General features: G+C 45.7%; 12 protein-coding genes. 1 reads left to right on the plus strand and 11 read right to left on the minus strand.

Annotated features, from left to right (window positions below):
- Window positions 1-16: 16 nt before the first annotated feature.
- The 7 genes from citF to DESMER_RS20515 all read right to left on the minus strand — a co-directional run bounded on the left by citF (window position 17) and on the right by DESMER_RS20515 (window position 7243).
- Window positions 17-1558 carry a citrate lyase subunit alpha gene (gene citF, locus DESMER_RS20485; RefSeq protein ID WP_014904982.1) on the minus strand — a complete coding sequence of 514 codons (1542 nt, stop codon included), beginning with the start codon at window positions 1556-1558 and terminating at the stop codon, window positions 17-19.
- Window positions 1555-2448: an HpcH/HpaI aldolase/citrate lyase family protein gene (locus tag DESMER_RS20490; RefSeq protein WP_014904983.1), complete on the minus strand. Its 894-nt coding sequence runs from the start codon at window positions 2446-2448 to the stop codon at window positions 1555-1557. The genes citF and DESMER_RS20490 overlap by 4 nt, the downstream gene beginning before the upstream one ends.
- A gap of 130 nt (window positions 2449-2578) precedes the next feature.
- On the minus strand, window positions 2579-2842 hold the full coding sequence (gene citD / locus DESMER_RS20495; RefSeq protein WP_014904984.1) for a citrate lyase acyl carrier protein: 264 nt from the start codon (window positions 2840-2842) through the stop codon (window positions 2579-2581).
- A gap of 134 nt (window positions 2843-2976) precedes the next feature.
- Complete coding sequence (locus DESMER_RS20500) at window positions 2977-3606, minus strand: carbonic anhydrase (RefSeq protein ID WP_014904985.1); 630 nt, start codon at window positions 3604-3606, stop codon at window positions 2977-2979.
- Between the two features lie 440 nt (window positions 3607-4046).
- Window positions 4047-4835, minus strand: coding sequence for an acyl-CoA dehydratase activase (locus DESMER_RS20505; protein WP_014904986.1), 789 nt, complete (start codon window positions 4833-4835; stop codon window positions 4047-4049).
- A 30-nt stretch (window positions 4836-4865) separates the two neighbouring features.
- Entirely contained in the window at window positions 4866-5879 is a 1014-nt protein-coding gene (locus DESMER_RS20510; protein ID WP_014904987.1) for a 2-hydroxyacyl-CoA dehydratase family protein, read from the minus strand.
- Between the two features lie 110 nt (window positions 5880-5989).
- Window positions 5990-7243 (minus strand): methylaspartate ammonia-lyase, encoded by a 1254-nt coding sequence (locus tag DESMER_RS20515; RefSeq protein WP_014904988.1) that lies wholly within the window; start codon window positions 7241-7243, stop codon window positions 5990-5992.
- Between the two features lie 841 nt (window positions 7244-8084).
- On the opposite strand from DESMER_RS20515, the gene DESMER_RS20520 reads away from it, so the two are divergent.
- Entirely contained in the window at window positions 8085-8294 is a 210-nt protein-coding gene (locus tag DESMER_RS20520; protein ID WP_148275310.1) for a hypothetical protein, read from the plus strand.
- Window positions 8295-8490: 196 nt separating this feature from the next.
- Here the strand turns inward: DESMER_RS20520 and DESMER_RS20525 are convergent, their stop codons facing one another.
- The 4 genes from DESMER_RS20525 to glmL form a co-directional block, all read right to left on the minus strand.
- Window positions 8491-9423, minus strand: a complete 933-nt coding sequence (locus DESMER_RS20525; protein WP_148275275.1) for an IS3 family transposase — start codon at window positions 9421-9423, stop codon at window positions 8491-8493.
- On the minus strand, window positions 9390-9677 hold the full coding sequence (locus tag DESMER_RS20530; protein ID WP_014902934.1) for a transposase: 288 nt from the start codon (window positions 9675-9677) through the stop codon (window positions 9390-9392). The genes DESMER_RS20525 and DESMER_RS20530 overlap by 34 nt, the downstream gene beginning before the upstream one ends.
- Before the next feature lie 114 nt (window positions 9678-9791).
- A complete protein-coding gene (locus tag DESMER_RS20535; protein WP_014904989.1) occupies window positions 9792-11246 on the minus strand; it encodes a methylaspartate mutase subunit E in 1455 nt (484 codons plus the stop codon).
- Between the two features lie 12 nt (window positions 11247-11258).
- Window positions 11259-12638, minus strand: coding sequence for a methylaspartate mutase accessory protein GlmL (gene glmL / locus DESMER_RS20540; protein WP_014904990.1), 1380 nt, complete (start codon window positions 12636-12638; stop codon window positions 11259-11261).
- Between the last annotated feature and the right edge of the window lie 7 nt (window positions 12639-12645).

The following is a 12645-nucleotide window of genomic DNA, read 5'->3' on the forward strand; positions in this document are numbered from 1 at the left end:
TTTTAGGTTGGAGGAGTTACTCCTGGACCTTCCTCACAACGTCGATCACTGTACCATCCCGATATTCTATCACTGCCACGATCTCCTCTGAAGTTTCAATCGGTTTAGGAATTCCCGTGATTTTCTCCGCCAGTTGTTTCAATTCCCCAATGGTCATCAGCGGAAGTTGAGCCTGGCTTAGTTGTTCAAGCAGATCCAATCTCCTGGGGTTAACGGCTATCCCCCGTTCGGTGACCACGGCATCAATGCTTTCTCCCGGAGTGGTTGCCGTCAGCACTTTATCTCGAATAATCGGAAGCCGAGCCTTCATCAAGTTGGTTACCACAATAGCCAGCTTGGATCCTGCCGCAGTATCACTATGTCCTCCTGAGCCGCCCATAATCACTCCACTGGAACCGGTTGTTACATTCACATTAAAATCCAGGTCGATTTCTGTAGCTCCCAGGATCATGATATCCAGATTATTCACCACTGCTCCCTTAGTATGGGGATTGCCATACATTGAAGCTGACATAAATTGATGGCTAGGATTGTCTCTATAAGATTCCACTGCTTTTAAGTCAAAACATTGGACATCTAAGAGGCTTCGAAAAAGCCCTTCTTCCAGCATTTCTACAAGATAGCCCGTAATTCCGCCGGAAGCAAAACTCCCCACGACTCCTTCGTCCTGCATGATTTTTTTCAGCTCCGCAGCAACAGCCAGGGAGGTTCCACCCGCTCCCGTTTGAAAAGACATACCCTCTCGGACTAAGCCTGAGGCTTTAATCAGCTGGGCAGCTCTTTTGGCAATAATCAGGGCCACCGGATCCTTAGTGATTTTGGTAGTTCCTGAAACAATACCCTGAGGATCTCCGATAGAGTCAATCTTAACGACATAATCTATATAAATTTGGCTTATTTCAATGGGATTGGCGGGATAAGGCACTAAATGGTCGGTTATAGCAACGGTTACATTGGCATACTCCGCGTCTGCCACCGCATACCCTAATGAGCCACAGGCAGACTTTCCGTAGACTCCGTTAATATTTCCATAGGGGTCTGCGGTAGGGGCCGCCAAAAAGGCCACATCAATCTTCAGATCTCCACTTTCTATGGCCCTGGCCCGCCCACCATGAGTCTGCATGATTGCCGGTTTAAGAAGTCTCCCCCGGGAAACTGCTTCCGCCACAGGTCCGGATAGATAATTAGTGATTAGTCCGGTGACTACTCCGGTTTCCATATGTTTGACCAGAGGGGCATGGATTGGAAAAATCGAACTGGCTGCTATGGTCAGCCCCTTTAGCCCTCTGGCTGCCAATTTCTCCATGACCATATTTAGAACATAATCCCCATTTCGTAAATGATGGTGAAATGAGATGGTCATTCCGTCGGTTATCTTTAACTTATCGAAGAGATCATCAAGGCTGGGCAGCACTTTTTGATCATTGGGAAGCACACTTGTCAGCTTTACAGCAGATCTTGTTTTCACCCCGCAATTACTGAAGGATCCTTGAAAGGGCTTAACCGGCCCGTGCCCGTCTATATAATCGGGAATTTCCCTGCCTAGTAGATTTTTCATTTTGCTCCACCTTCACCACTAATAAGTCTCAGTCTGATCCCTTGGTCGACAATACGCTTGGCCCGATTGATGACCGGGGCATCGACCATTTTACCATCTAAGGAAAAGACTCCCTGACCTTCTTTCTCCGCTTCCTCCCTGGCTTCAAGTATCCTTAACGCCCTTTTCAGCTCATTCTGAGTCGGTGCGAAGACGGAGTGAATTGTCTCGATCTGTCTCGGATTAATGGCTGCTTTCCCAGTCAGACCTAATCCTTTTCCTCGGGCTGTATCCTTTTTGAGCCCCTCATGATCATTGGTATCTGTAAAAGGGGTATCTATGGCATCAACTTTTAAAGCTCGACAGACAGTGGCGACTTTATTGCGGGCATAAAAGATTTCCTCCCCCTCCTTAGTCCTTTCTATGCCTAAATCTGCAGTTAAATCTTCTCCCCCCAATAAAACCCCGACGGTTCGCGGAGAAGCTTTAATGACGTTAAAAACATTTTCCAGACCCAGAGCGGTTTCTATGAGAGCAATGATCTTAATCCCTCCGGCAGGAAAGCCCTCTTCTGCTTCGATTTTAGTAAGAGTCTTATCCACCAGCCTTATCTCATCTTCATCAGCCTTAGGAATTAATAAGGCATGAGGCTGAACTCTGGCGATAACCTCTATGTCCGGAGCTCCAAATTCCGTATCTAAGGGGTTAACTCTTACTACGACTTCCACGGCTGAGTAATCAATTGTTTTAATGGCTTCTCTGACTAAGATTCTGGCACTATCTTTTTCTGTCAGACTTACTGCATCTTCTAAATCCAGAATGATGGAGTCTGCTCCCAGTATAGCGGCATCTTGAAGCATTCTCGGACTGTTTCCGGGCATGAATAGCATACTTCGTCTTAAGGCTTGCACTCTCATCCCCCCTTATCTTGTTATCTTGTTATCTTGTTATCTTGTTATCTTGTTATCGCGTTCGCGCAGCAAATTATCCCTTTTTAAAACCCTGTTCAATATCCACCTACGTGAACACTTAATTCTTATCTTAAATTGCCCTGTTTAGAGCAGTTTCTACTCTGGCCGCAATGGTGTAATCTAATGCCCCTCGATCTTGAGCCTTGATCGAGACACCCTCTACTCCCATTTCCTGTACTTTATGTAAAATCACTTGCTCGATAACCTCTCCGAATTGCTGCATTACAATACTCTCTAAATCAAGCTCAATTATTCCCCGGTCCTTAGGGCTGACCATGATTAGAATATCATTGGACTCTAAAGTCCCAGCTTTTGCAACTTTGGTAATCTTCACTTGCCTACCTCACTTCTCAAAGAATACTCTTTCAGCCTTAATATGCCCTAAAATTACACATTCCGAACACTAGTCATTAAAAGACTGGTGTTCGGAATATCTGTTGAAAGATCAACTTAACCTTTTCCTAGTTATTAGTTAGATAATTTGAACTCTCCGGTTTCATAATCGAAGATGAATACCTCTCCTGTTTCAATCATATAGTAAAAACCATAAATATTCAGTTCTTTGTTAAGATACTTCTCTTTAATGTAGGGATAAGTCAACAGATGCTTGATTTGCTCAAGTATGTTTATTTGTTCGGTTAACCATTCTCTTTGGTATATATCCGATTCATCTTTGAGATGTCCCATAACCCGTCTCTTAACGTTTTGAGCCAATTCCAGCCATTTTTTAGTATCCGGCAGGTTGTTGAGAATCTCATCGGGTAAATATATTGAGGCACAGCCTCCACAGTTGGAGTGACCACAGACAACGATATTCTCAACCTTTAGGGATTTGACAGCATATTCAATGGCAGAAGTCGTTGCCACATAATCCTGGTGAATGTCTTTGTAGGGAGGCACGATATTGGCAATATTTCGTACAACAAAAAGTTCTCCCGGTAAGGACTTAGTTATCATTTCCGGCATTACACGTGAATCGGAACAAGCGATAAATAGAGTGTGCGGTTGTTGACCTCGTTTTAATTTACTAAATAATGCTTTATGCTCTTCATAGTCTTTCTGTCTAAACTTAATCAGCCCATCTAGTAATCGTTGCATAAGTCGACCTCCAAAAAAAATTTTTCTTCGGCTCCTTGGCCCATACAGTCTTCAGCACCTATAATATTCATTTGTAATTTCTTGCACTAACTTATTATAAGGCTTTTTTACTTAAAATAGGAGACTAGTTTTGGCATTTTTGATGTTTTTATTATGTTTTTTTATTATGGTAATATTATTTTTATATTAGTTAAAAAACCCTGAATTAATCCTAACCGGCTTACCTTTCATGGTTTCTGCTTTAAAAGCTTAAGGTTTCTTGATCGCTCAATATCATTTGCCATATAAGAGCCATTTAATTTATCTATATTCAATCCAAGCAAAAGCTGGGTTAAGGTTTCTGCGCCACATAAGTTGGCAGCCGTCCTATTTGCGAGAATTTTCTTAGCAGCTTCCTCTTATATATAATTCCATTAATAAGCTGCCCAATATTCCGGGTTTTATCGGGTAGCGTATACGCAGCAGCCAATTGCCCCATTATATTGGGGTTCTGGGGGTATAACAATCCGACGGCCGGAACCCATTTCCAACAGTTTGGCTACTGCCTGGTTGTGGGCTACTCCACCGGTAAAAACTATGACCTCTCCCCGGAAGGAACGCAAGAGAGGTAAAATTCGTCTCACGATGGTAGTGTTTACTCCGGCAGCCAATTCCGGCAAGGGAAATCCTTCCACAATCTTACCGATTAACTCACTTTCACCAAATACGGCGCAGGTGGAATTAAGCTCCACCGGAGCCTCGGTGTATTCCCCCAGTTCATCCAGGGAAAGGTCGAGGATCGTCGCCATATTCTCGAGATAACGTCCGGATGAGGCAGCACACTTATCGTTGGTCAAGAAGTCGATCATCCTGCCTTTTTGAACCTGAATTATTTTACTATCTTGCCCACCCAGATCTACCAGAGTGAAATCCTGCAGACCGGTTTGGAATATGGCTCCCCATACATGAGCCTTTAGTTCAGGAATTGCTTCTCCACCGGCAAGTTCCAGAGTATTTCGACCATATCCTGTAGAGACTAAGCGATCTACTTCAGGCAGCCCCAAGGCTGTAAAGTCCACAGCTAACTTGTCTCCTTGTTTTCGTCCATATTCCCGATAGAAGCGGATGGTATCCAGACTTTCCAGGCGAATAATTTCCAGCTCTTCCCCTTCAGCCTTTTGCTCCATCAAAGCAATTTTAACGCTCCGACTTCCCAAATCAATTCCACAAATAGTTTGTTGTCTCGACATGTTGTCCATCCTCTCATGACAAGCCTAACCTTAGTCTTCGATCATACTTAGAAATGATTCTATCCGCATTTTGTTACGGGCATCCAACCCTGTTGGATTTTCGCCTTCTAAGGTTAAAATTGGATAGTCCAGCTTTTTCCTAATAATTTGATCCTCTATCTGTCGATAACAAAAGCTTTGGGTGTAATGAATTATGCCATCAAGTTGACGACGCTCTGCTTCCCTGGCAATATCTTCTAAGCGCAGAAACACTTTATAAGGATAAGTATATAAACGATACTGTTCAACAATGTCCGGGGTATTAAAAGGCATGGCGAATTGCCTTTGAACTTCATTAAAGACTACTCTGGCTCCGTGGTCTTCTAAATAATCGTATAGCTCCGGGAAAATTGGCGGAACCCCGATATAACCTAGGCGGATTTCCCGCTTTTTCCCCTTCACGGCACCCGGAGAGGATGCTGAGAGGGGCTCCCTCATGCGGGCAGTCTGAATAAACTCCTCCATCTCAGAGGCAAAACCTTCAGGGTTACCATTAAAATCTGAACAGGATACCTGATAAAGGTGATTCTCAAACCCGCTGACTCTGTTTTCTTCCCAAGTTAAGCGATCGATCTCCCCAGCCAGGGAGCGAACCTGGTCAAGCCGTTTCTTTTGCTCATTGACATCTTGCCATGTGGTTCCCAGCACACTTATCAGTTTGTCCATTTGGAGCCGCAGCATGTCCGGATCTCGATCATAAGGAAAGGCAAAAGGAATAATCTCAATCCCCTCAACTTCCCAGGTCTCCATCAGAGCATGGGTGTTGCTGCAATCCCCTTGGGTTACAGCAACTATCTGCCTGATATCCGGATTTTGCAAGGCTGTAGAATACAGGCCCTTAATCCAGCCACAAACATTGCGAGGATACCCCGCCAGCTCAGCTTCTTCTAAGCGTTTCATCGCATCCGAGCCGGTAATAAAGATATTGTTCAAATCAACGGGCGTATGCCCTGCAGCATAGATAACTTCAACCGGTACTGTTGTTGTTAACCCGATTTTACTCATTGGTGTCTACATACTCCTTTGGTTCTTTAGGTCTTTGGGTCTTTGGATCTTAGGATCTTAGGATCTTTGACCCTTTAATAATAGCTTCATTATAATAGTATGTTTCCCATTTAGGAAGGCAATTGGGCAATCCGCTTTAACACGGCCAATGTTCTATTCATCTCATTGTGTACGATCATATATCCCTCATCGACTCCCATACCCGGTTTGGCCAACATCTGATCCGGACGAGTAGCCAGGGCTACATGGACAGCTGTCCGTCCTCCAGAATCCGTCTCATTGCAGGATCCACCCACATAAGCACCCACGCCGAATTTTTTGGAGTAGATAACCGCTTCAATGGTATTTTGAATCCCACCCAGATCCGGAGTTTTGATTTGAACCATATCCGCTGCCTGAGCATCTACAAATTTTACAATATCTTCGTAAGTATTGCACCACTCATCAGCTACAATTTCAACCTTTACTCCCCGGGCCTTCAATGCCAGCCTTAATTCCTTAAGCTGGGCAATTTGCCCTTCAAGGCTTCCGGCATCCATGGGGCCTTCAATTCTCAAGTGCAAGGGAGCCGCAGCCTCTTCCAAGGCTAGGAAATACTCTACCATCCGTTCTACATTATCCTCGAAAGCTAACCCAATCGTCCCGTAGACATCTATATGCAGGATCGGCCGATAGTCATCCCCACCCAGGGACAAAATCCGATTTTTAAGCCAAGTAACATAATCCAAGAGGAGCTCACCATTTTTGCCTAGCTTTGTCTCCACGTTATTGATCAATGCATGAGGTAAAACCCCAGCACGCTTAATAATCGCTTTATCCGCATTTTCATAGCGATCATCCCCGGTTTGGGTAAAAATCGGGACCGGTTCCAAAACCATGGGCAGCTCGTATTCATCTAAAATCACTTCGGTCATGGTCTTTCTCTGGGCTTTAGCTACTCCATCCAGAATAGCTTGACTCACACCGTAGCGGATGGCGGTATGGTAACCTTCACCATTCTCTCGTTTGGAGTTTTCCACCAAGCCCACTAATTTTCGAAAGGAATCTAACTCTTGCCCAATGAGCTTAGGGGCAATTTCCTCAAGGATAATCGGTATAAAATCATTGGCTAGAAAGAGGGGGTCCCTGCCTCCGGCACCTGAATATTGTACCGCAGCACAATCTCCTGAAGCAATCTGCCCATCTTCTAAAATAAGCATCACGGAAATCGACTCACCCCGTTGGCGAACCGCCTGAAAACCGGGAGTCTTAGGCTCTCCTACATATGTAAAGCCATCATGCTTGACACCGGATTTGATGGCAAGCTGATCATCGAAATAAAAGCCAGTGAGTCCCGGCGAAGCAATAACGTCAATAATTTTCATCAAATAGGCCTCCTTAGAATTTAAAGCGTATGGGGCTCCGTTCTTGTCCGGCTCTGGGGCGGAGCGCTTTTCACCACGCGCCTGCGAGTTCCGCCGCTGGCTCGCTGGACGGTTCGCGAGCGCGTCCGAACCTCTGGGCTTTTCTGCATGTTAACCTGCGGCGCGCTACGGGGACGCGAACCGTCGGCACTCGCCTTAGCGCGGCTCCACTGACGCAGCCGCTTTGCTGAAAAGCGCTCCTTCAGCCAGCTTGTTGGGAATATGAGCAGAACTTTTGGGGACTTAGAGTGTTAGAGGGACAGAGTGTTAGAGGGACGGTCCTTTTAAGTGTTAGAGGGACGGTCCTTTTAACACGTTTTTTACTATCATGAAAAATCGATTCTAGACGGGGGACGATCCTTATGTCTGGCTCTAAGGCGGAACGCTTTTTAGCTATGTTAACCCGTGCGAAGACGGTGCTCTATGCCGTCTATAGCGCATGCGCCACTAGGACCATCCTGTTCTGTCGCATGTTGGGTTAACGGTTCTTGTCCGGCTCCGGCTCCGGGGCGGAGCGCTTTTCAGCCAGCTTGTTGAGAGTGTAAACAAAGCTTTGGGGTGCTTAGGGTAGACAGCCGGATATTTTTTCTGTATGGCTCTGGGAGCGGAGATGTTGCCGCCCTAGCAGAGTCATGTCAGGCTACAGAAAAAAGCCCCAAACCATTCTTAAGCATAATAGACCCGAAAGACAAGGGCGGCTTCGATCCACAGGAGTGAACCCATTGCATGGAGAGGCGGTAAAGCCCACAAAGTTGACCTGGGGAAGCGTGCCACGGGTTCACATCAGGTATTGCCCAGAGGTTTGGCACGAAAGTGTCCGGTGGACATTTTCGCTGAAGCGGCTATCTCCAAAGAATACTTATCCGCTGAAGATCGCTCCCAGGTCAACGCGTGGGCGAGCCTCGGAATGCTGGGTGTAGCGGATGTGGTCGAAGCCGCCCTGCCCCAAGCGACCCTATATTCATCCCTAGATGGTGCTAAGCGACCTATGGAATTGTCAAATTTAGTTTAGTCCCTAAACTCGTAATTCTGGCATAAGATTGCCCTTGTTGATATCCGGTAGTTGGTGTGAAGTCAAGGGTAAGGTGGAGATTTTCCAGAAATCTTTTCTCTGGAAAATACAACCTGACCTTGACGAACTTCACCATAAAATAATTGAGATGGGTCTTGCGACAATTTTGAGGAGCAAGACCTTGACTGCCCATTTTTTAAGATGCTTTTATTAACTGCTCTTTGTAATAGTTTAAACGCTTGATCAGAGGAGGATAGCCGTCATTAGTCGTGTAAATTCTTTTACGATTATAGTAGACTTCTATAAACCTAAAGATCATGCTTTTAACAACATTCATGCTCATGGTTTCTGTTTTGTACTTATAGATTTTCTCTTTCTTTAGTGTAGCAAAAAACGATTCCATTCTAGCATTATCAAAACATTTCCCGGTATTGCTCATACTTTGGACTGCCTCATACCGGGCCAAAGTTTCTCGGTAAAGTTTACTGGTATATTGACTTCCTCTGTCGCTATGAAAGATCATTCCAGTAGCTGGATATTTTTTGACGGCAGATAAGAAGGCATCGACGCAAAGCTCAGCTCTCATGTTATCAGCCATTTTAAACCCGACAATGCTTCCGTCAAAACAGTCTAGTATTGCAGCAAGATAGAGCTTTCCGTCAGAAGTTGGGATTTCTGTGATGTCCCCCAGCCACTTCTGATTAGGTAACGAGGCACTAAAATCTTGTTGAATCAAGTTTTCACTGGCTTGTGCTGATGGATCTGCCTTGGTAATCCCTTTGGCATAGAACTTCTTCTTGAGTCTAAGCTTATGCTCTTTGCAAAGTTTCAGGATCAGATAATAGCTTTGGGTGTAATTGTGAAAAAGCTTCAACTCCAAATAAATTCGATAGGGTCCATAGTCCGGATTTTCTGCACGAATCTCAAGGATTTTAGCCAAAAGGTCATTATATTTATAGGGGCGATTTTGGAGGCGTAGCCATTTGTAATAACCGGCCTCACTAACTTTTAGTACCTTACAAAATTCTTTGATACTATGCTTAGTTGGTTCTTTAATCTTTTGTACCCGTATAAATCTGAATAGTTCTCGTGCAGCTATCTCTTTTGGCTCTCGGCGAAAAAACCTAATGCTTTTTTCAAAATATCGTTAGCTGATTCCAGTTCTTTGATCTTCTTTTCCAATGCAGCTATATCTGCAGTTTTAGGGTCGATACGCGGGTGACCACTACCTACAAAGGCTTGATCGCCATGTTTATTTAATTTGTCGCGCCATGTACGTAATGTCGTTGAAGGTATGCCTAATTGTCTGGAGGCTTTGGTGGGTCCTAATTCATAGGACAATTTGATAGCTTCTTCTTTAAAGTCATCGTCATAATCTCGCATCTGGAATATCCATCCTTTCACAACCATTCTTTCCAGATTTACGAGTTTTCTGACTCAACTAAAATGATACTGCTCCACTATGCGACCTATGCGACCTAAGCGACCCGAGCGAAACTACGCTCTGGGCCGCCCCACAAGCATCCCCTTCCCAATGGCATAAATATCATCAATCACCATCTGAAAAGACGGATCCCGCTCCTCATCTCTGCCCCGCTGGGCTATGCGTTCACGATGAAAATCCTTAATTCTTTCATCAAAGGGAACATTACCAAAGTCTAATAAACGCACCGCACCTGAGGTGTCGCGAGCCGGGAGGATCTTGCCGGCATTATAGCGGCTAGGTGCAAAGGGTACATCAATGACGCCCGCCTGGAAGGCCCGAACTGTTCCCACAGCAGCATCTCCTTCTCCCAAATCCAGAACCCGATCAAGAATCGCTCTTGTCTCGGCTAAGATCATTTCCTCTTCCAGAGCTAACTCCGGAGTCATAGGCAGGGTCTGGTCTTTCAGCATGGTTAAAATTTGCTTCGTAGTGCGAATACCTGCTGCATTGGCTTCTTTGGTGGGAATTCCCAGTGCTTCGTGAGGAGTCTTGACAATAACTTTTGTAGCCTTACCTAAAGCTGCAGTCACTGCACCCCAGGAAATGACCCCAAAGGCTTTCGCTTCATCCTGGGGAAAACCACCCATCCATTGGTGGAAGACTGTAGTGATCATTACTTTAGGCAAATTAAGTTTTGCTAAATACTCTTCCGCAAGAACCGGTAATGTATGCAGAGCAGCCACGTCTTGAATGAGGTTACCGCATTGTCCGTAGCCGAGGGTCAGACTGCGCACACCTTGAGCCACTGCCAAAATCCCTTCAATGACGGCAACAGCATGGGAAATTGAGGGGGGAACCAGGGTTCCAGTCAAAGGACCAAAGGGCTCCCGATTGATTTTTACTCCCTGTTCTTCGTAGAGACCAATGAGGCGATCTACATACTGCCAATATTTGATGGTACTTTCAATGGAAACATCTTTGGAATAGGGAATATTATAGGAAATTCCGCCGCCTTCGTAGTCCGTAAATCCGCCGGCAATAGTAATCTCAGCGAGCAAACGGGCATCGGGAGTCCCATGCCGAACCTGAACAGGAACTTGGACACTCTCCACGATCTGCCGACAAGCAGCTACCCCGTGATTGACTGCCGGAAACCCGTTAAGCATAGAGCGGCCGATCATGGCACTTTCTTCAATTCCCGCTTGGGCTTCGGTATAACGATTTTGTCGAGTATAAGAATCTATCGTGGAGGGCAGAAAGTCAGCCCCACCTTCGTCTTGTAAGAAGCGCAGTAATTCTATATGCTCACTAAGCAGGGCTACCCCGGCTCGGGGCTGGGCAAAGGTGAGGCCTTTAGCTTTACCTTCAGCCAGTTTCTCGGCAAATATCTTACTTTTAGGGAGAGATTTTTGATAGGCAACCGCTTCTTCAAAGGATACGTCCTTACCTGTTGGCCATTGTCCTAATACTTCTTGCCTCTGGCGCTGAAACTCTTCAGTGTCCATTTGTCGGACTGTTAGATCCATTAATAAACCCTCCTAAAGCTTTACAATATATTTCTTCATCATTCTGAGAGCAATCTGAGGTGAAACTTCTCTGAGCAAGCCCATGGCCGCTAAAATATACTCTTTGTCTAAAAAGAAAGCAGGATTTTGGGGTTTCAAAATCGTCGGTTCCTGAGTATTAAAGACTGCCCCTTTTAAAATTTCCGCCGGGTCTGGATGATGGAGAAGAACCCCTCCCGTCCCGATAACCACTGTCAAGGGGGTTAAATCCTTACCATTTTGGATATAGCTTGCACCAAAGGGGGTATAAACCACCTCAATCGTCCCTGCGTGACGATCCACCGCCAGACCCACAGCCATTCGACCCATAGCCACATCAAACTTTGCTTCTTCGACCGTTTGAGGAATTCGCCAGGGATTCTCTTTTAACAACTCCAATTGGCCTGAAACTTGTTCCTCCGTCCAGCCCAAGTAGTCCATTAAACGTCTCCCGGCAATTTCCACCAGAGCCTCTGAACTGTAGCGCATCCCCAGATCCCCTTCGACTGTTCGTTTCACATAAGGTTCCGGCAAGCCCTTCAGCATGACACTGGGTTTACTCGGATCTCCTTTGGCCACGGAGTGGACATCTGTGGTAGCCCCCCCTACGTCTACAATCAGCAGTTCTCCCCAACCCGGTTCAGAACCTTCTCCCTGAGCCAGTAACTCTGCAGCGGAAAGAACCGCTGATGGTGTAGGCATCATAATTCTCTCTAAGTATTCTTCGGCCTTATCTAACCCTTTGGCCTTAATAATGTGAGATAAATACACCTCCCGAATGGCTAACCGCGCTGATTCTACGGATAAAACCCCCAAATCCGGCATCACATTATCTGCTACAACTACAGGATTATGTTGTTTCCTCAGCATTTCCTCAGCTTGTGCTGCGACGACTTTATTTCCTGCAAACACAACAGGGAGACTTATAGGTAGACTACTGAGCAGCTCTGCATTTTTAAGGATTACTTCCTTATTTCCGCCGTCGGTTCCACCCGCCAGCAGAAGGATATCCGGCTTAGAAACAACAATTCGATCCAAATCCTTTGGGGATAATTCATAACTAAAAACGTCAAGCACGCGAGCTCCGGCACCTAGGGCTGCCCGCCTTGCCGCCTCTGCAGTGAGTTCCTTAACTAATCCACTGGCAATCATTTTCAATCCACCGGCTGCGCTGCTGCAGGCCAGCTTACGAACAAACTTCCATCCTCCCCTTGGCTCGGGAATCTGCGCTAAAGCTGCTTTCATGCCTTCCATGATATTTGTTTCTATGGTTGTGCCTGCCCGAGCTGTCCCTACGATGATTTCCGCATCCAGGTCTACAACCGTTACCTTGGTATACGTACTGCCAAAATCAATGAGAAGGACTGCTTGCAAGATCCAT

Source organism: Desulfosporosinus meridiei DSM 13257, assembly GCF_000231385.2.
GTDB classification, from domain to species: domain Bacteria; phylum Bacillota; class Desulfitobacteriia; order Desulfitobacteriales; family Desulfitobacteriaceae; genus Desulfosporosinus; species Desulfosporosinus meridiei.